Genomic DNA, 19,036 nt, shown 5'->3' with positions numbered 1-19,036 from the left:
TAGTGATGACTTGGGTCATAATGAGATGACGTTTTTGGAAAAGGATATCCAGCTGTGGCACAGAAGTTTCGCCAAGGCTTAGCAGGGCTATTATTACTGCTACCTACCATAGCCACTGAGGTTGCCGCTGCATCCATCGAACAGCAACGCGCTTGGTATAGCCAAGCCAGAGAAGCAGTAAACGCCAACAATCAAACCAGCTACCGCAAATTGCGCGACAAGTTGGACGACTACCCGCTCGCCCCCTATCTGGACTATCGCTACTACCGCGGCCAGCTTAATAAGCTTAGCGCCACCGATGCCAAGCGGATCCTTGATGAGCTGGCCGAGACCCCGTTGCAATCGCCATTTAAATACCGATTTTTAGCCCGCCAAGGGTTACGCCAAAAATGGGACGCGTTTCTTCAAGTAAGCCCAGAGGTACCGCGCTCGGAACAGTTGCAGTGCTACTACTATCGGGCGCAACTCAATGAAGGCAATCACGCCAAAGCCTACCAAGGCGCGAAAACACTGTGGTTGCATGGCAAAAGTCGCGACAAAGCCTGCGATCCGCTTTTTAAGCAGTGGACCGACGCCGGCCAACGTAGCGACGAATTGGTATGGCAGCGGATGCTACTGGCTTATCAAGCGCGGCAATACAATTTGCTGAGCTACCTAAATCGACAACTTTCCAATGCATTTCGTTACCACGGTGACCGCCTTGTCCGTGCTTATCAGTCACCGCTGGCGATCCGTTGGAATCAACAACAACTGCGCGATCCCCGCGAACAACAGATTGCACTGGCGATGTTGCCGCAACTGGCGCGCAAGGCCGACGCCCAAGCGTGGCAGCGGTTTGCCCAATGGCAACCGTACTTAAGCCAAACCGAACAACAAACTACCGCCCGCAAACTGCTGTATCGCAGCCTATTAAACGACCAATGGTCGCCACAGCACGCCAGTGCTCTGGAACAATTTGGCAGTGATAAGTTACTTGAACAGCGGCTGCGGCAAACCATCTTTGCCAGCGACTGGCATGGCACCAAGCACTGGCTAAATCGACTATCGAGCACAGCGCAAAACAGCAGCGAATGGCAATATTGGCGCGGGGTGGTACAAAGCCAATTTGAAGGCGCCACGGCGGCCGAAGCTACCTGGCTGCAATTGGCCAAACGACGCAACTTCTACGGTTTTATGGCCGCGCAGCAACTCAGTCAGCCCTACGCCCTGCAACAGCAGTTGCCAACGTTCAGCGAGCAGCAGCGCCGTGAGGTGGAACAACAGTTGGGTTACCTGCGGATCCAAGAGCTAATGCAGCTAAACAAACTGCATGAAGCTAAACGAGAACTGCGCTGGCTGCTGGATAGACTTGAGCCAGCGCAGCAAGCGGCATTGTTGGCCAGCGCCCATGACAAGCAGTGGCATATGCTGACCATCGAGGGCACCATCAAAACCAAGTTGTGGGATGCGCTGCCGTGGCGTTTCCCAACCGCTTATGGCGACCACTTTATGCAGTTTGCCGAACTGCGGCAGTTGGATATGGCACTGTTGCAAGCGGTGGCACGGCGGGAAAGTGCGCTGTATCCCAAGGCAAAGTCTTCTGCCAATGCCCATGGTTTAATGCAGCTGTTGCCCAGCACCGCCAAGGCCACCGCCAACAAGATTGGCGCGCCCTATCAGCGCGTCAGCGATCTGTATCAACCGAAACGCAACATCCAACTGGGGTCGGCCTACTATCGTCAGCTGTATCAGCAATACGATGGCAATCGTCTGCTTGCTAGCGCCGCTTACAACGCCGGACCACATCGAGTTAAACGCTGGTTAGAACGTTCCGGCGGTAAGCTAACGGTGGCGCAGTTTGTTGCCACCATCCCGTTTCGAGAAACCCGCGATTACGTACAAGCGATCTTAAGCTATCAACTGATCTACGCGGCGCTGGATCAACGTTCAACGCCACTGATGACCGACAGCGAACGTAACTTAAATTATTGAAGCAAAGGATTGCTCGGCAACGCCAAAGGAGAGGCATGAACCAACGCATCACCCCAATTCTGCAACAGTTGCAGCAAGTACTATTGGATAAACCGCAGCAGCTAAAGCTGGCACTGGCCTGCCTATTGGCCGGTGGTCACCTGCTACTGGAAGACTTGCCGGGAATGGGTAAGACCACCCTGTCGGCGGCGCTGGCAAAGACCTTAGGGTTGAGCCACCAGCGGCTGCAGTTTACCGCCGATATGCTGCCGGCGGATCTGATTGGGGTAAACATCTTTAACCCCGCGCAGCAGAAGTTCGAGTTTCACCAAGGACCGGTGTTTAACCAGTTGCTGCTGGCCGATGAGATCAACCGCGCCAGCCCCAAAACCCAAAGTGCGCTGCTGGAGGCGATGGCCGAAGGTCAGGTCAGTATTGATGGCACCACCTACCCGCTGCCCAGCCCATTCTTTGTGATTGCCACCCAGAATCCGCAAGAGCAATCCGGCACCTTTCCGCTGCCAGAATCCCAGCTGGATCGGTTTATGATGTGTCTAAGCTTGGGCTTTCCAGGGGTTGATGCCGAGCGGCAACTGCTGAAAGGCGAACATCTGGCGGATCAACTGACCTCGCTGAGTGCGCTGTTAACCGTTACCGAATTGGGGCAAATCCAACAGCAGTGCCAACAGATTAATGCCTCTGATGCGGTGCTTAACTATCTGTTGGCGTTAGTGAATTATTCTCGCCAGCCGGATCAACAGGGCGCACCACTGTCGCCCCGCGCCAGCCGCGCGTTATTGGCCGCCGCCAAAGCGTGGGCGCTGCTGCATGAGCGCCGCTTTGTGGTTCCCGACGATATCCAAGCGGTATTTCCGGCGGTCGCTGAACATCGACTGCAAGCGGGTCAGCGTCGTCGTCATGCCGAACTGGCGCCGCAGATCCTCGCGGCGGTCAATCCAATTCAATGAAACACTGGTTCGCTCCTGTTTGGCAGCGCTGGCTGGCGAATCGACTGCCAGCTAAGCGCCAGCAAACCCTAAGCCATCGCAGCATCTTCATCTTGCCAAGCGGGGCTGGGATCGCCTATCTGCTGATGTGTTTGGTGCTGTTCTTATTAGGCACCAACTACCAAAACAACCTAATTCTGCTGCTCTGTTTTGTGCTAGTTAGTCTGTTTCACACCAGCGTGCTGATGGCGTTTCGCAATCTGGCGGGATTAACCATCGAGGCCGGCACCGAGCAGCCCTGCCACCAGCAGCAATCGGCGCAGTTTCCGTTGCAACTGAAAAGCCGTCGCCCGCGCTATCAGTTAACCCTACGCTTTGCCAAGCAGTCGCCACTGGAGGTTGCCGTCGACGCCGACAAGCCACGGCAATGCCAGATCACTACTATCGCCACCCATCGTGGCCGTTTTAATCCACGCCGGATCACCATCGAAAGTCGCTATCCACTGGGGCTGTGTCGAGTCTGGTCGGTGCAGGATCTCAACCTGTCAACGCTGGTATGGCCACAACCTATCGACGGCCACACCGTCAGCGGCCATAGTCACCACCGTCAGCAACAGGATCCACAACAAACCCAATCTGGGCTGGATGATTTTAATGGCCTTGAACGCTGGCAGCCCGGCGACAGCCGCGGCCGCATCGCCTGGAAACAACTGGCACAAACTGGCCAATGGCAGATCAAACAGTTTGTCGAACCACAGGGCAATCCCAGCACGTTGCGCCTCGATCCTAGCCAGCCGTTAGAGCTGGGCTTAAGCCATCTGACCGCCAAGCTGTTGCAGCTTGAGGCCGACAACCTGCCCTACGCCCTGCAACTGGATGAGCAGATCAGTGAACTTGGCAGCGGCCCGCTGCACTTGAAACGCTGCCTCGATCAATTGGCGCTGTATCGCAGCGACAGCGAGGCGCTGCGATGAACAGTTTAAGTCGCGTAACCCAAGGGTGGCTGCTGGTAGCACAAGTGGCACTGATTGTGCCGCTGACCGACAACGCCAGCCCCATGACGATGGCGATCGTCGCGCTGTGCTTGCTGTGGCGGCTGGGGATCTTCTACGCCCGTTGGGCCAAACCGCCACGGTGGTTACTGAACCTGTTGGGATTGGCCTCGGTGGCCGCATTGTTTGCCCAGTTTGGCAGCAGTGACACCATGACCTCACTTATCAATCTGTTGCTGCTGGGCTATTCGCTAAAAGCGATCGAAGCGCGCAACGGCGCGGATCTGATGGTGGTGGTGTTAACCGGCTATTTCCTTATTGGTCTGCAATTGCTGGATAGCTTTGGCCCGCTGATGGGGCTGCAACTGCTGCTGATGGTGATCCTAAATAGCGCCTGCATGCTGTCGAGTTATCGCTGGCAGTCGTTAAAGCAGAACCTGTGGTTTGCCAGTAAGATGGTGCTGGCAAGTTTGCCGCTGGCGCTGATGATGTTTGTGCTGATCCCACGCCTGCCGCCGATTTGGCAGATCCAAACCGGTGCCATCAGTCGCACCGGCTTAAGCGACAGCATGGCACTTGGCGATGTCGCCGCCTTAACCCGCTCTGATGAGTTAGTGATGCGCGCCAGTTTCGATGGCGCCTTGCCACCGGCCAATCAACTCTATTGGCGAGCCTTAGTGCTGGATCAATACGACGGTCGCCGCTGGACGGTCTCTGCCAGCCAAACCCAAGCGCCAATAGGCCCAGCTGCAACCCCACCTTTTCGCGGCTATCAGTTGCAAATCGAGGCCAATAATCAACGCTGGCTGCCGGTACTGCGCGGCAGCAACAGCGCCGATCCGGCCATGGAATCTGCACCAGCGCAGCGGCTGCGCTGGCGCACACCACTGCTGGCTCGCACCAACGTCAGCTTGACTCAAGGACAACTTTCTAGCCGTGACGATCTGACCGCAGCACTGCGGCGGCAAAACTTGCAACTGCCAGCGCAGGGCAATCCCGATAGCCGCCAATGGGCAAGCCAACTGGCACAGCAATTCCCGCAGCCACAACAGCGCATGCAAGCGTTGATGGCGCACTTTAATCAGCGCCCGTTTCGTTACACCTTAACGCCACCGCCCTTGGGACAACACCAGATCGATGACTTTCTGTTTGGCTCGCAAGCGGGCTTTTGCGGCCACTACGCCTCGGCCGCGGTATTTATCGCCCGCGCCTCCGGCATTCCGGCACGGCTAGTCAACGGCTACCAAGGGGGCACCCCCAGTCGTGATGGCGATTTTGTCTCGGTTTATCAATATAACGCCCACGCGTGGATGGAATACTGGCTAGAGGGCAAAGGCTGGCAGCGACTCGACCCCACCGCAGCGGTGGATCCAACTCGGGTAGAACAGGGCCCGGAAGTCGCATTTGCCGATGAACCAGCGTTTGTTCGCGCTGGCGGCCTGTTCACCTGGCGCAATAGCGATACTTTGCGCCAGTTACGATTGCTGGTGGCGCAACTGGATTATCAGTGGAGCCAATATGTCGTCGGCCTGAATAACGACCGTCAGCAGCAGTTATGGCAACGCTGGCTGGGCGGTTTTCAATGGTGGAAATTAGCGGCGCTGCTGGCAGCTACCCTGCTGCTGGTGGGCTTGTGGCAATCGGGGCTTTGGCGGGCGAAGGCTCGGCTTAGTCCGGCACAACTGTCACTTAACCGCTGCCAGCGTCAGTTGGCCAAATGGCAGTTGGCTCGGGCTAAACATGAACCGGTAGAGCGTCATCTGCAGCGGTTACAACAGGCCGAACCGCTGCTGTATCGTCATTACCAACCGTTTGCCGAGGCGTTTATTCAGCAGCAGTACAACCCGGATAGCCAGATAACCGATGAACAGTTAGCGGCACTGGCACGACGCTTTATCAAGGCAACGGCTGGGCATCGCGTGGCTGCAAGTTCTGCCGCAGTTGCTGACGCTGCTGCCACTGGCCATGGATCCGTTTATAGATGATGTAGTTGCGATAGATGTTGGCAACATAGTTCACTGGCTCACGGCCAACTTCCGCAGCCACGATATCTTCAACATTATTAAACCAGCGGTTGCGGTCTAATCCTCGCTGCCACGCTAACTGGCGTAACCGGTTGATGCGGTTGGGACCGGCGTTGTAAGCCGCCATCGCAAATAGGGTGCGGGAAAAGTCATCTAACTTAGGATCGGCAAAATAGCTCGATTTCAGATGCGCCAGATACTTAGCCCCAGCCTCGATGTTGTTTTCCAGCTTATCGATCCGTGTGATTGCCACCGCCGGATCGGCCGCGGTCGCAGGCAACACTTGCATGATGCCAACCGCCCCAGAGGGGCTACGCGCCTGTTGATCCAGCTTCGATTCTTGATAGGCAAAGGCCAATAGCAACAGCCAATCCAACTGATATTGTTCGCCAAAGCGTTTAAACAAGTTGATCAGCTTATCGCCTTCGGCAAACAGAGGCTGTTGCAACCGCTCAGGTAGCCATTGCTGATTTTGCAGATGATGATTACGTAGGCTGTTAAACGCCAACGAACCTTCACTGTGCCGCGCGACAAAACCATCAATCAGCGCCTTTAGCTGCGGACTGTGTTGACGCAGGCCGTAGGCCAACTGCTGATCCTGCTTCACCGCGACTTGCGGCTTAATGATTAGGGTTGGCATATTAGCCAGCCACGGCTGACTCACATGACTGTCCACTACGGTGGCGGGGTAAAAGCCATCGGCCACCATCTGCAGCAGATCCTGATCCTCTAGCCGCGGATCGGCGGCGATCACCTCGACCTTGGGGTAACCGCGCAAGGTCAGCTGCTGATTGAGCTGCTGTAAGCTTTGGTAATAGCTAGACTCGCGCCGCACCACCACCTGTTTACCACTCACTTGAGTCCAATAGCCCGGTGCCGCTTGCGCCGGCCCGCTAACCCAAATTTCACTGACATTGCGCTGATACGGTTCGGAGAAGTCGATCTGCGCTTGGCGCGCTTCGGTAATGGTCAGATTGGCAAAGATCAGATCGCCGTAACCCAGTTGCAAATGCGCCAACAGTTGATCGCGCCGCACCGGGATCACGGTAACTTTTAGCCCCTTGGCTTTGGCCCCCAAGCGCTGCTGCAGATAGCGTTCAAACAGTTGGGTAAGCTGATAAGTAAAACCTTGCGGTTGACCGCGGTCGATGTAATACCAGCCCCAAGTGAAGGTGGTCAGAATGCGGATTTCGCCACGTTCAATCATGGCGTCGAGGTCGCCCAGTTTAGGGCTTGCCTGCAGCGGCCAAATCCGCGCCAACGGCGGCTCATTAAGCGCCGCCGGTGCATTGCCGTATTGATTGGCCGACGTCGGTGCGACAAACGCCAGTGCCAACGCAATCATCAAGGTGTTGCTTCGGCTGGCCTTTAACGCCGCCATCGCCCTTCGCCACATCGTACTTCGCCACATAGATTTAATTGGTCACAGCCGTGAAATATTGCTCTATCAGAATCAAGCTAGTTTATCAGGTTAGCGCGAGCCCTTTGCCGACGATTTCGGTGCTGCAAACTTGAGCTCGCGCCAGTCGTTATGTGACCAATGCCGATCTACCTCAAATAATCGCAAATTGGCACGAGACAGAATGCGGGTTCTGAATAGAATCGGGGCAAAACTGGCAACACAGCGTTTCTGTACGATCTGTGATTTGTCAGCTATCCATTAAATCAGATCGCGCACGGCGCGAGCGCAACACTGAACGTACAATCGTTATTGTATCAAGGAGCCAATCCGTGACTGCCACTACTGCGGCCCAGAGCTTCAAACAAGCTGGCCTATTTTCCGACAAACGTTACCCTCGTGGCCTAGCCCGTAGCGGCGTTTTCACCTTTAGCGAGGCACAGTTACTGGAGCGTCATGGTAAAGCTTTCCAGCAACTGTCGGCTGGCCTGCAGCAACCAGAAAACGATATCGAGCAGCACTTTATCGAGGTCGCCCACGGTCGCGCCGAAGCGATCAGCGCCGAAGAAAAAGTCTGGCTGAAGTACCAAAAAACCCTGACTCGCCGCAGCTACACCTTGACCTCATCCAATCGCAGCAACAGCAACGACGACGATGAAGGCAGCAGCGACGACAGCGACGATCTGGATCTGTAAGCCAAATCATCAACACAACGGCAACCCAAGGGTTGCCGTTTTGTTTTTACTTGATGGTGACTTTGCCACCAATCATCTTAAATGCTGGAGTGCCGCGTACCAGCGTATCCCGCGCGAATGGGGTCTGACACTTGGGGCAGATCCCAGCTGTGGTGGTAAAGTCTTTGACGATCCGCTCTTTAAAACATTTCACCAAAGCCCCGGTGCCGCCCTTGCGGTAGTGGTATAGCTGCGCCTTACATTTAGCGCAGTACACGCCAACAGTTTGGGTTGGCCCCTTTTTATTCGGTTTCGCCATCGCTCTGTCGCTACAACGTCAGCCGCGGCTGAATAAAATCCAAAAAGGCGTGCACTCGACGACTGACCGCCGACGCCTTGTAATAGACCGCATTAACCTGTTCACGGTCGCCATCTGGACAATAATCCGCCTGCAATAGCGATTGCAACCGCCCAGCAGCGATGTCAGCTTGCACCATAAAACCGGACAAACAGGCGATGCCGTTGCCCGCCAGCGCCAATTGCCGCACCGCTTCACCGTTGGTACAACTGAGCGTTGGGGTGATCTCCAAGCCCGATTGCCCATTGCTGCGCAGCGGCCAGCGATTCAGTACCCGATTGCCACTAAAACCAAGCAACTGATGGCCGCTTAAGTCAGCCGCCGTCTGCGGCTGGCCATAGCGCTGCAAGTAGGCGGGCGCCGCCACCAGCAACAGCGGACTGCGGCCGAGCGCGCGGGCGGTGAGACTAGAATCGGCCAAAGCGCCGATGCGGATCGCCACATCGGTGCGCTGTTCAAGCAGATCGACAAACCCTTCGTTCGACGACAGTTGCAGTTCAATATCGGGGTAACACTGACTAAATTCGGCCACCAGCGGCACCAACTGATGCAATACAAATGGGGTCGCGGCATCGACACGTAATCGCCCAGCCGGTGGGCTGTCTGGTGCCAACAATGACAATTCCGCTTGTTCGAGCTGATTCAACCCCACCCGTACCGCCTCGATAAAGCGTCGCCCCTCCTCGGTCAGCGTGACTTGCCGAGTGGTGCGATTAAACAAGCTGGTCTGCAACTGCTGTTCCACTCGGCTGACGGCACGGGATACTTTGGCCACCTGCAGATCCAACTGCGCTGCGGCATTAGAGAAACCGCCACTGTCGGCCACCGCCAACACCAGCACTAAATCATCGGAACGGGTCTTCATTAGCGATCCACTGTCATTTTCATTCTTGCATTATCAACAAAAATCATTTGCGTGTATTGCAGTTTTTGCCGAGCCGTCAGTTGCGGATAATCGCCGCCATTGAATGATTAACCCAGTTTATCGAGGCCCTTTATGCCTATTGCTCTGTTTGCTTTGACGCTTAGCGCGTTCGCTATCGGCACCACCGAATTTGTTATCGTTGGGCTGCTGCCGACCATGGCCGCCGATTTAGGGGTATCACTGCCCTCGGCGGGCTTGCTGGTTAGCCTGTATGCCCTTGGTGTTGCCATTGGCGCCCCAGTGCTGACCGCACTGACCGGCAACTGGAATCGTAAAACCGTGATGTTGGCGGTAATGACCCTGTTTGTCGCGGGCAACCTGCTGGCGTGGCAAGCCCCAGGCTATGAAACTCTGGTGCTGGCACGAGTGCTGACCGGTTTGGCTCATGGGGTGTTTTTCTCTATCGGTTCAACCGTGGCAACCGGACTTGTTGCCAAAGAGAAAGCCGCCAGTGCCATCGCCATTATGTTCACGGGCCTAACCGTGGCGTTGGTCACCGGTGTGCCACTGGGCACCTTTATTGGCCAACACTTTGGCTGGCAAACCACCTTTTTAACAGTGGCGATTTTAGGACTGATTGCCCTGATCGGCAGCGCAGTGCTGATCCCCAATGATCTGCAACAGCCCGCTGCTACCCGACTGAAAGATCAACTGGCGGTACTGACGCAGCCACGACTGTTACTGATTTTCGCTATCACCGCACTGGGCTACGGTGGCACCTTTACCGCGTTCACGTTCTTAGCGCCAATTTTGGAGCAGGTAAGCGGCTTTGATCCCAGCGCCGTTGGCTTGATTATGTTGGTGTACGGCGTATCAGTGGCGGCAGGCAACATTTGGGGCGGCAAGATGGCCGACCGCATGGGCCCAGTAAAAGCGCTGACGGTGATCTTTGTTGGCTTGGCGGCGGTGCTACTGATGTTTAGTTTCACCGCATTTCACCCTGTCACTGCGGTACTGACCATCTTAGTGTGGGGCGCCTTTGCCTTCGGTAACGTGCCGGGTCTGCAGGTGTATGTGGTGCGACTGGCGGAACGTTACGCTCCAAACGCCGTCGATGTCGCCTCTGGGCTGAACATCGCCGCCTTTAACGTCGGCATTGCCCTTGGTTCTTGGGGCGGCGGTTTGGTGGTCACCAATATGAGCATGACCGATACCCCATGGATTGGCGCCATCGTGGTACTGAGCGCCCTTGCGCTGACCCGTTTGAGTGGTCGTTTGGATAAAGCCATACCAGCAACACAGCCGCAAAACGCGTAATTGGCTAACAACAGAAAAGCGGTGATGAGAGTTTACTCATCAGCGCTTTTTAGTTTCTGATTAACGGAGGGGTTACGCGCTTTGCGACAACGCCGTGAGTACGGCCATCGCTCGCTGCCCGTCATCCTTAGCCACAAAGATATGATCGTGGTGATAACCGGCAATCACATTGGCACTGATCCCCTCTGCAGCCAACGCCGTGGCAAACGCCGCCGTTAATCCGACTGCTTGCAAACTGGAATGTACCTGCAACGTGATCTGCACAAACTCTCCGTCAAATGCCAACCCCTGTATTTGTGCCACCGCTTTGGGGAGGACTACCGTCAAGCCTTCCGCTTCCCAACACATCGCTCGCGGCGCCATCGCAACATATTGCGACGCCTCGCCAGTGGCCACGCAAAACACCACCGGCTCTGGATTGAGTTCAGGCGTCATGCTACGCAGCAGTTCGCTTAAGTCCGTTATCGCGGTCATCTCGAATCCTTTGTTAATCAAAAACCAACGTTTCACCATCAGCGGGGATCAGCACTTTATCGCTTAAGCCCTTGACCGTCAGCGCTTGGCGCAAATCATCACGGCGCACTGGGCAATGATTCAATGCTTCCATATGGTTAGCGATCACTTTACCCGGCGACAATTCAATAAATTCTAAAACCTCAGCGGTAGGCATCAACAGCGGTTGGCCGACATCCATCTGCGCTTGCCCTGCAGCAACCACAGTAATGTCCGGTTTAAGCTCTAACAGGGCCCGACGTACCTCACTGGTTAATACCGTATCGCCGCTAATGTAGAGTGACGGCTCATTCGGCAGGCTCAGCACAAAGCCACAGCCATTAGCCATCACCTTATGGATCCAGCCATGGCCATGCTGCGCCGGCACGGCAATGATAGTCCCACCGAGGAACTCGGTCGCTTGCCACGGCGCTAGCCCTAAGCTGACGTTGATGCGATATTTTTCCAGATAGGCACGATCTTTGGCTGGGGTGATCACCGGAATGTCTGACGCCACCAACCACTGTTCGCCGGCGGCATCCAAATGGTCACCATGTTGCAGCGCTTTGATACCAAAGGTTTGGCTGTGGGTCAGCAGGCAGTGGGTCACTTTAGCCAGCAACGCATCGGCGTTTTCTGGCAAGTCGACAGTGGGGTTTCGCTCAGCTTTAAAGCGCAGCATCGAAAATGGTGGCTGCGACCCTTTGGCGCCCAGCATCGGATCAACCAAGATCCAATGCTCGCCCGCTTCAATAATGAAGGTCGCACTGCGAAGGTGATGAATCTTCATGAGTTTCTCCAACACAAACAGACTAAAAATTTTTTGCTTTTTATTTTAACTGGTTAGCCAGCTTACTTGACAGATAACGCCGAATTCTTCGGCGGTGAAAGTTGGCTTTACTAAGTAATAGCCAGTTAAGCCATACAAGTCGCCAAATTTTTCCGGCATCCAGTCAGTAATAACTAAACAGTACAGCGGCGCAAAAGATGATAGGCTCAATCACAATCGTTCAAAGTTTACGCGCAGGTAAACTTATGTACGGCCACGATAGGATATGACCATACAACAATAAGCACGAGGAAATCGGCATGGCACATCACTCATCTAGTCACGATGGCACACCATCGCGCGAGAACTGGGGCTCGCGGGTTGGCTTTATTATGGCGGCGGCGGGCTCCGCTGTTGGCCTCGGCAACATCTGGAAATTTCCCTACACCGCCGGCGAAAGTGGCGGTGGCGCTTTCGTTCTTATCTATCTGTTTTTCGTTATCTTTATCGGCTTTAGCGTGATGCTGACCGAATTCAGCTTAGGCCGTAAAACCGGTCGTGCTGCGGTGGGTGCCTTTAAGTCGGTGGATAAACGCTGGAGTTTCACCGGTGTTATTGGGGTGCTCAGTGGTCTGTTGATCATGGGCTTTTATCCGGTCGTAGGCGGCTGGGCATTGGCGTACATCTTCAAAGTTGGCGGCGGCCTGTTGAATGAGCCAAGCGCCATTGGTGCAACCTTTGATGGCTTTATTACCAATCCGCTAGAGCCACTGTATTGGATGGCAGCTTACCTGTTGGTCAACCTGTTGGTGGTCGCCAAAGGGATCTCTGGTGGCATTGAAAAAGCCGGTAAGGTGCTGATGCCAATGCTGTTTTTCATCTTGATCATCATTGCCGTCAAAGGCTTAACCCTACCCGGTTCCGGCAAGGGATTAGAGTTTCTGTTTTCGCCGGATTTCTCCAAGGTCAACGGTGAAGTGGTACTGGCGGCACTGGGGCAAGCGTTCTTCTCGCTCAGCCTCGGTATGGGCTGCATGATCACCTATGGCAGCTATTTGAAGAAAAAAGAGAATCTGGTGCAGAACACCGCCATCGTCACCGGCATGGATACCGCCGTGGCGCTGCTGGCGGGGATCGCGATGTTCCCTGCGATGTTTGCCTTTAGCATGGAACCGGCCGCGGGCCCAGGACTGGTGTTTGTCGTCGTGCCACAGCTGTTTGCCGAGATGACCGGCGGGATGATTTTCGCGTTGATCTTCTTTATCGGCCTGACGGTCGCCGCATTGACCTCATCGGTGTCACTGCTGGAAGTAGTGGTCGCCTATCTGATTGATGAAAAGCAACTGAGTCGCCCCAAAGCGGTAATCGCCGCCGGCAGCGTCATGGTGCTGCTGTGCATCATGGCCTCACTGTCACTTGGTGGCGTTGGTCCAACCTTGTTCGATACCGGCTTGTTCGACATCTTTGATCTGCTGACCGATAAGATCTTCTTGGCCATCGGCGGGATGTTTATCTGTATCTTTGCTGGCTGGAAACTATCCAAGCAAGAGCTGAAACAGGAGATAACCAACGACGGTGAGATTTCATTCCCACTGTTTAACCTTTGGTATGGCTTGGTGAAGTACGTGATCCCAGTAGCAGTGGCAATTGTCGCCATCGGCGGGATCCTCAGCGGCTTTGACAGCGGCAAAGGGCCGATCATGATCTTGGGGATCAGTATCATCGCACTGCTGGCACTGCTGTCGAAAAAACTGTAACAGCCAGTTGGCAGCTATTAGTTGTTGGTTATTAGTTGTTAGTTGTTAGAAGCCATCAACAGTCTGTTGACTGCCACTTATCCAGCAAAAAGCCGAGGTCATTACGACCTCGGCTTTGTTATTGCAGCTCAACGAACTCTCAGGAGAGAGAACGTGTTAGCAAACGGAAATTATTCCCACTCGATGGTCGCTGGTGGCTTACCAGAGATATCGTAAACCACGCGGGAGATGCCGTTCACTTCGTTGATGATGCGGTTGGATACGCGACCCAAGAAGTCATATGGCAGGTGGGCCCAGTGAGCAGTCATAAAGTCGATGGTCTCTACCGCACGCAGGGACACAACCCAGTCGTACTTACGGCCATCGCCCATAACGCCTACAGATTTCACTGGCAGGAACACGGTGAACGCCTGAGACACTTTGTTGTACAGATCGGCTTTGTGCAGCTCTTCGATGAAGATTGCATCGGCACGACGCAGCAGATCACAGTACTCTTTCTTCACTTCGCCCAGAACACGCACGCCCAGACCTGGACCTGGGAATGGGTGACGGTACAGCATGTTGTATGGCAGCCCCAGTTCCAGACCGATCTTACGAACTTCGTCTTTGAACAGCTCGGTCAGCGGCTCAACCAGACCCAGTTCCATATCTTCTGGCAGACCACCCACGTTGTGGTGCGACTTAATCACGTGCGCCTTACCGGTAGCAGCGCCGGCGGATTCAATCACGTCTGGGTAGATGGTGCCCTGCGCCAGCCACTTCACGTCTTTGATCATGCTAGCTTGCTCATCGAACACTTCGATAAAGGTGTGGCCGATCGCTTTACGCTTGGCTTCTGGATCGTCAATGCCTTCCAGTGCCGACAGGAAGCGCTGCTCAGCGTCAACGCGGACGATGTTCAGACCGAAGTGATCGCCAAACATCTCCATCACCTGATCGCCTTCGTCCAGACGCAGCAGGCCGTTATCCACGAATACACAGGTCAGTTGCTCGCCGATAGCGCGGTGCAGCAGCATCGCTACTACAGAAGAATCTACGCCACCAGACAGGCCCAGAATCACTTTGTCGGAGCCTACTTTCTCTTTGATGCGAGCAACCGCATCTTCGATGATCGCTTCGGAGGTCCACTTCGCTTCGCAACCACAGATGTTCAGCACGAAGTGCTCCAACATGCGCTTGCCTTGCTTGGTGTGAGTTACTTCTGGGTGGAACTGTACGCCGTAGAAACGACGGGATACGTCAGCCATCGCCGCGAATGGGCAGGTGTCGGTTTCCGCTACTTTAACGAAACCCGCTGGAATGGTGGTTACCTTGTCACCGTGGCTCATCCATACGTCCAGCAATGCAGTACCTTCTGCACTTACGGCGTCTTCGATGTTGGCGAACAGTTCAGTGGCTTCCACCACTTTTACTGACGCGTAACCAAACTCACGCTGTTCAGAGGTCGATACTTTACCGCCCAGCTGCTCAGCCATGGTCTGCATGCCGTAGCACACACCCAGCACTGGCACGCCAGCGTTGAACACGTACTCTGGTGCACGAGGTGAGTTTTCCTCGGTTACCGACTCTGGACCACCAGACAGCACGATACCAGTAGGGTTGAAGTCGCGGATCTGATCTTCAGTAACATCCCAGCCCCACAATTCACAGTAAACGCCGATCTCACGAATACGACGCGCCACCAGTTGGGTGTACTGCGAACCGAAATCGAGGATCAAGATGCGGTGGTCATGGATATTGCTCATGGCGTGTATCTCTTTTTATAGGTAAAACAGGGGGCAGCGCTTGCTGCCCCTTGAAAATTGTTAGGGTCAAAGCCGGCGGCATTCTACAGTCTGCCACCGAGTTTGGCTAATTAACCCATGCGATAGTTCGGTGCTTCTTTGGTAATAGTCACATCGTGTACGTGCGACTCTTTGATACCGGCACCAGAGATCCGCACGAATTCCGCTTTAGTGCGCAGATCTTCGATGGTGGCGCTGCCGGTCAAACCCATGCAAGAACGCAAACCGCCCATCTGCTGATGGATGATCTCTTTCAGCTTGCCTTTGTAAGGAATGCGGCCTTCGATGCCTTCTGGCACCATCTTGTCGGCGGCGTTGTCAGACTGGAAGTAGCGATCGGAAGAGCCTTTGCTCATTGCACCCAGCGAGCCCATGCCGCGGTACGATTTAAACGCACGACCTTGGTACAGTTCGATTTCACCCGGGGCTTCTTCGGTACCGGCGAACAGACCGCCAGCCATGATGCAGGACGCGCCAGCGGCAATCGCTTTGGCGATGTCGCCAGAGAAACGGATACCACCATCGGCAATCACTGGAATGCCGTACTGGTTACACACTTCGGCGGCATCAGAAACGGCAGTGATCTGCGGTACACCAACACCGGTAACGATACGGGTGGTACAGATGGAACCGGGGCCAATGCCTACTTTCACCGCATCGACGCCGGCGTCGATCAGCGCTTTGGCGCCTTCGGCGGTCGCTACGTTGCCACCGATGATCTGAATGTTCGGGAACGCCGCACGGGTTTCACGGATGCGCTGCAGTACGCCTTCGGAGTGACCGTGGGAGGAGTCCAGCAGGATCACGTCAACACCGGCTTCAACCAGCGCGCGCACGCGATCTTCGTTACCTGGGCCCGCACCTACCGCAGCACCGACGCGCAGACGGCCTAGCTCGTCTTTACAGGCGTTTGGCTTACGCTCGGCTTTTTGGAAGTCTTTAACGGTGATCATCCCTTTCAGCTTGAACGCGTCATTAACCACCAGCACTTTCTCAATGCGGTGTTGATGCATCAATGCTTGGGCGTCGGTCAAAGGCGTACCTTCCAGTACGGTCACCAGGCGCGCTTTCGGGGTCATCAGCTCAGCGACAGTCAGCTCTGGGTTGGTGTTAAAGCGCACGTCACGGCCAGTCACGATACCAACCAATTCGTCGTTGTCTGCGATCACTGGGAAACCGGCAAAGCCGTTTTCTTCGGTCAGCTGGTGCAGTTCCAACATGGTGGTATTCGGGGTAACGGTGATTGGATCTTGTACCACACCGGCTTCGTACTTCTTCACCAGACGCACTTGATTGGCTTGTTGCTCAATGCTCATGTTCTTGTGGATAAAGCCGATGCCGCCCTCTTGCGCCATAGCAATTGCCAAACGCGCTTCGGTCACGGTGTCCATCGCCGCAGACAGCAGCGGAATGTTAAGACTGATGGTTTTGGTCAGTTGAGTGCCAAGAACGGCAGTGTTCGGTAGAACGGTAGAGTGGGCTGGGCATAACAGCACGTCATCAAACGTGAGTGCCTCTTTTTTAATACGTAGCATGGGCAACATTCCACCAAATTTGAGGGTTAGAGGTCTGAAATATTGCTGGCGAAGTATAGTGATCCGCTTGTGCGATAACAATCAATCTGACAACAAAAAAAGCGACATTACTCGCATTTATTGGCCACAATTGTTTACCCGAATGGAATTTTTATGACAATGCCAGACTCCCATTTTGCGGCTCAGAATCCATTGCATATCCAATCGGTTAAGAGTTCGCCTTTATGCCGCATGCAAGCCAATCGCGGTGCCAACGGTTTTACCCTAACCGAGATTGTTCTGGTTTTGCTGCTAATGGCAATCCTTGCCACTATCGCTGCCGGCAAATACATCGATCTGCAACGGGATGCCCAGATCGCTCAGTTACAACGGCTTGCTGGCGAATTACGCAGCGGTTTAGTGCAACTGAATGCGGCTGCCCAGCTACCCAGTCGGTTGCAGCCGCTGGAGCAAACCAAACCCAATGCCCCCACGCACCAAGTGCTGCTGGAAAACGGCGACGGCTACCACGTAACGCTAACCACCGACAAAGCGCTACTGGATGGCGGTGAAGTGTGCCACCTACTCGGGATTTCGCCGACTCGTTACGAAAAAAACCAAACCCCATCCGCATACTTACAGCAAGGCTACCGTTGTAAATTCGAAAACGACCAAAGCTCATATGTTGCCTTGGAAAGTCTTGGTAACCGCTGTCGATTGCAGTTCGATCCGCGCAACCAGCAGGTCAAGCTGAGTTGTCCAGATAAAGATCAGTGCGTGTGCCCATAACCGTGAAAGCCACAGCTTAGGTGGTATAATCGCGGCACTTTTCGACAACGGAAACTGTTGTGTCGCAATCCATTCTGACCGTGTCGGGGCTAAGCCGACAGATCAAATCACTGCTTGAGGGCGGTATCGGCCGCGTCTGGCTCTCTGGCGAGATCTCCAATCTGGCCACCCCCGCCTCGGGCCACATCTACTTCACCTTAAAAGACGATCGCAGCCAAATTCGCTGTGCGATGTTCCGAGGTCGCGCCACTCGCTTAACCTTCCGCCCTGCCCACGGCCAACAAGTCTTGGTGCGTGCCGACGTCACTCTGTATGAGCCGCGCGGTGACATGCAGTTGATGGTGGATTCGATGCAGCCGGCTGGTGATGGCCTGTTGCAGCAGCAATATGAAGCGCTGAAGATGCAACTGGCCGCCGAAGGGTTGTTTGCCACTTCGGCCAAGCAGCCGTTGCCAACACAGATCACCACACTTGGGGTGATCACCTCGGCCAGTGGGGCGGCTATCGCTGATGTATTAAGTGTGCTTAAGCGGCGCGATCCGATGCTAAAGGTAATTATCTACCCGACGCTGGTGCAAGGCCGAGAAGCCACCGCAGCAATCTGCAACGCTATCGAACTGGCCAACCAACGTAATGAAGTCGATTGTTTGCTGCTAACCCGTGGTGGTGGTTCGCTCGAAGATCTGTGGTGCTTTAACGAACAAGCGGTCGCCCGTGCCATCTACCATTCGCGCTTGCCACTGGTCAGTGCCGTTGGCCATGAAGTGGATACCACCATTGCCGACTACGTAGCTGACGTTCGAGCGCCAACGCCATCGGCGGCGGCCGAACTGTTGAGCCGCGATCGCAGCCACCTAGGTCAGCGGCTACAAGCTCTGCAGCAACAACTACAGCGGGCAACTGCCGCCCAACTGCGCCAGCAACAACATCAACTGGCTTTGCTGAACAGTCGCTTGCAAGCGGCGCACCCGAAGGCGCAACTGCAACAGCACAGTCAACGCTTGGATGAGTTAAGTCTGCGTCTGCAACGGGCAATACAATCGCAGCTGCAGCGCCAGCGCCATCAACATCAGCAACTGCAGCAGCGACTGCAGGGGCAGCATCCTCAACAACGCCTTGGGATTGCCAAGCAGCGGCTAGAGGGCCTCAATCAACGCTTATTTGCAGCCCAGCAGCGGTTGTTTAGTCATAAGCGCTATCAGCTAGGGCAATTGGTGGCCAAGATCGACAGCGTCTCGCCACTGGCGGTACTGAGCCGTGGTTATGCCATCGCTAACTGTCATGGCCAAGCGCTCACCGATGCCAGCCAAGCCAGCGTTGGGGACAGCATCGACATTCGCCTGCACCGTGGCCAAATCAGCGCTACCGTCAGCGCCATTTCGCAACCAAACAAAAACCAATAAGG

At 55.0% G+C, this 19,036-nt stretch carries 16 protein-coding genes; 9 read left to right on the top strand and 7 right to left on the bottom strand.

Annotation, left to right across the window (positions count from 1 at the left end):
* Positions 1-54 precede the first annotated feature (54 nt).
* From G506_RS19505 to G506_RS19495, 4 genes are read left to right on the top strand one after another with little or no spacing between them, the layout of a single operon-like run.
* The gene (locus G506_RS19505; protein WP_051202061.1) at positions 55-1,971 is read left to right on the top strand and encodes a transglycosylase SLT domain-containing protein; all 1,917 of its coding nucleotides are present in this window, start codon (positions 55-57) and stop codon (positions 1,969-1,971) included.
* Positions 1,972-2,006: 35 nt separating this feature from the next.
* The gene (locus G506_RS0110645) at positions 2,007-2,918 is read left to right on the top strand and encodes an AAA family ATPase (RefSeq protein WP_028116849.1); all 912 of its coding nucleotides are present in this window, start codon (positions 2,007-2,009) and stop codon (positions 2,916-2,918) included.
* Entirely contained in the window at positions 2,915-3,871 is a 957-nt protein-coding gene (locus G506_RS19500) for a DUF58 domain-containing protein (RefSeq protein ID WP_051202060.1), read from the top strand. The genes G506_RS0110645 and G506_RS19500 overlap by 4 nt, the downstream gene beginning before the upstream one ends.
* Positions 3,868-5,874 (top strand): transglutaminase TgpA family protein, encoded by a 2,007-nt coding sequence (locus tag G506_RS19495; protein WP_051202059.1) that lies wholly within the window; start codon positions 3,868-3,870, stop codon positions 5,872-5,874. The genes G506_RS19500 and G506_RS19495 overlap by 4 nt, the downstream gene beginning before the upstream one ends.
* Here G506_RS19495 and G506_RS19490 read toward each other — a convergent pair.
* Positions 5,786-7,294, bottom strand: coding sequence for an MltF family protein (locus G506_RS19490; RefSeq protein ID WP_051202058.1), 1,509 nt, complete (start codon positions 7,292-7,294; stop codon positions 5,786-5,788). The two genes, G506_RS19495 and G506_RS19490, sit on opposite strands and share 89 nt — an antisense overlap.
* A 350-nt stretch (positions 7,295-7,644) precedes the next feature.
* On the opposite strand from G506_RS19490, the gene G506_RS19485 reads away from it, so the two are divergent.
* Positions 7,645-8,007: a MaoP family protein gene (locus tag G506_RS19485; protein WP_051202057.1), complete on the top strand. Its 363-nt coding sequence runs from the start codon at positions 7,645-7,647 to the stop codon at positions 8,005-8,007.
* Between the two features lie 46 nt (positions 8,008-8,053).
* Here the strand turns inward: G506_RS19485 and G506_RS0110620 are convergent, their stop codons facing one another.
* Entirely contained in the window at positions 8,054-8,305 is a 252-nt protein-coding gene (locus G506_RS0110620; protein ID WP_028116848.1) for a hypothetical protein, read from the bottom strand.
* Between the two features lie 10 nt (positions 8,306-8,315).
* Positions 8,316-9,209, bottom strand: a complete 894-nt coding sequence (locus G506_RS0110615; RefSeq protein WP_028116847.1) for a LysR family transcriptional regulator — start codon at positions 9,207-9,209, stop codon at positions 8,316-8,318.
* Positions 9,210-9,341: 132 nt separating this feature from the next.
* On the opposite strand from G506_RS0110615, the gene G506_RS0110610 reads away from it, so the two are divergent.
* On the top strand, positions 9,342-10,526 hold the full coding sequence (locus tag G506_RS0110610) for an MFS transporter (RefSeq protein WP_028116846.1): 1,185 nt from the start codon (positions 9,342-9,344) through the stop codon (positions 10,524-10,526).
* 72 nt (positions 10,527-10,598) lie between these two features.
* On the opposite strand, the gene G506_RS0110605 is transcribed toward G506_RS0110610, so the two are convergent.
* The gene (locus tag G506_RS0110605; RefSeq protein ID WP_028116845.1) at positions 10,599-11,000 is read right to left on the bottom strand and encodes an ACT domain-containing protein; all 402 of its coding nucleotides are present in this window, start codon (positions 10,998-11,000) and stop codon (positions 10,599-10,601) included.
* A 13-nt stretch (positions 11,001-11,013) separates the two neighbouring features.
* A complete protein-coding gene (locus G506_RS0110600) occupies positions 11,014-11,808 on the bottom strand; it encodes an MBL fold metallo-hydrolase (protein ID WP_028116844.1) in 795 nt (264 codons plus the stop codon).
* Positions 11,809-12,107: 299 nt separating this feature from the next.
* Between G506_RS0110600 and G506_RS0110590 the strand changes: the two genes are divergently transcribed.
* Entirely contained in the window at positions 12,108-13,544 is a 1,437-nt protein-coding gene (locus tag G506_RS0110590) for a sodium-dependent transporter (RefSeq protein WP_084631323.1), read from the top strand.
* Between the two features lie 170 nt (positions 13,545-13,714).
* Here the strand turns inward: G506_RS0110590 and guaA are convergent, their stop codons facing one another.
* Together guaA and guaB are read right to left on the bottom strand one after the other, a co-directional pair.
* Complete coding sequence (gene guaA, locus G506_RS0110585; protein ID WP_028116842.1) at positions 13,715-15,289, bottom strand: glutamine-hydrolyzing GMP synthase; 1,575 nt, start codon at positions 15,287-15,289, stop codon at positions 13,715-13,717.
* A gap of 110 nt (positions 15,290-15,399) precedes the next feature.
* Entirely contained in the window at positions 15,400-16,863 is a 1,464-nt protein-coding gene (gene guaB / locus G506_RS0110580) for an IMP dehydrogenase (protein ID WP_028116841.1), read from the bottom strand.
* 153 nt (positions 16,864-17,016) lie between these two features.
* On the opposite strand from guaB, the gene G506_RS0110575 reads away from it, so the two are divergent.
* Together G506_RS0110575 and xseA are read left to right on the top strand one after the other, a co-directional pair.
* The gene (locus tag G506_RS0110575) at positions 17,017-17,631 is read left to right on the top strand and encodes a type II secretion system protein (protein ID WP_084631321.1); all 615 of its coding nucleotides are present in this window, start codon (positions 17,017-17,019) and stop codon (positions 17,629-17,631) included.
* 59 nt (positions 17,632-17,690) lie between these two features.
* A complete protein-coding gene (gene xseA, locus G506_RS0110570; RefSeq protein ID WP_028116839.1) occupies positions 17,691-19,034 on the top strand; it encodes an exodeoxyribonuclease VII large subunit in 1,344 nt (447 codons plus the stop codon).
* Positions 19,035-19,036: the final 2 nt, after the last annotated feature.

The organism is Ferrimonas senticii DSM 18821 (assembly GCF_000422665.1).
In the GTDB taxonomy this organism is placed as follows: Bacteria; Pseudomonadota; Gammaproteobacteria; order Enterobacterales; family Shewanellaceae; genus Ferrimonas; species Ferrimonas senticii.
Note: the sequence above shows the minus strand (reverse complement) of the source record. Positions and strands in the feature narration are given on the sequence as shown.

Coding starts and splice junctions, on each gene's coding strand:
- guaB (WP_028116841.1), bottom strand. CDS start 16,863: ATGCTACGTATTAAAAAAGAGGCACTCACGTTTGATGACGTGCTGTTA.
- G506_RS0110600 (WP_028116844.1), bottom strand. CDS start 11,808: ATGAAGATTCATCACCTTCGCAGTGCGACCTTCATTATTGAAGCGGGC.
- G506_RS0110615 (WP_028116847.1), bottom strand. CDS start 9,209: ATGAAGACCCGTTCCGATGATTTAGTGCTGGTGTTGGCGGTGGCCGAC.
- G506_RS0110575 (WP_084631321.1), top strand. CDS start 17,017: ATGACAATGCCAGACTCCCATTTTGCGGCTCAGAATCCATTGCATATC.
- G506_RS0110620 (WP_028116848.1), bottom strand. CDS start 8,305: ATGGCGAAACCGAATAAAAAGGGGCCAACCCAAACTGTTGGCGTGTAC.
- G506_RS0110590 (WP_084631323.1), top strand. CDS start 12,108: ATGGCACATCACTCATCTAGTCACGATGGCACACCATCGCGCGAGAAC.
- G506_RS19500 (WP_051202060.1), top strand. CDS start 2,915: ATGAAACACTGGTTCGCTCCTGTTTGGCAGCGCTGGCTGGCGAATCGA.
- G506_RS0110645 (WP_028116849.1), top strand. CDS start 2,007: ATGAACCAACGCATCACCCCAATTCTGCAACAGTTGCAGCAAGTACTA.
- G506_RS19490 (WP_051202058.1), bottom strand. CDS start 7,294: ATGGCGGCGTTAAAGGCCAGCCGAAGCAACACCTTGATGATTGCGTTG.
- G506_RS0110605 (WP_028116845.1), bottom strand. CDS start 11,000: ATGACCGCGATAACGGACTTAAGCGAACTGCTGCGTAGCATGACGCCT.
- G506_RS0110610 (WP_028116846.1), top strand. CDS start 9,342: ATGCCTATTGCTCTGTTTGCTTTGACGCTTAGCGCGTTCGCTATCGGC.
- guaA (WP_028116842.1), bottom strand. CDS start 15,289: ATGAGCAATATCCATGACCACCGCATCTTGATCCTCGATTTCGGTTCG.
- G506_RS19495 (WP_051202059.1), top strand. CDS start 3,868: ATGAACAGTTTAAGTCGCGTAACCCAAGGGTGGCTGCTGGTAGCACAA.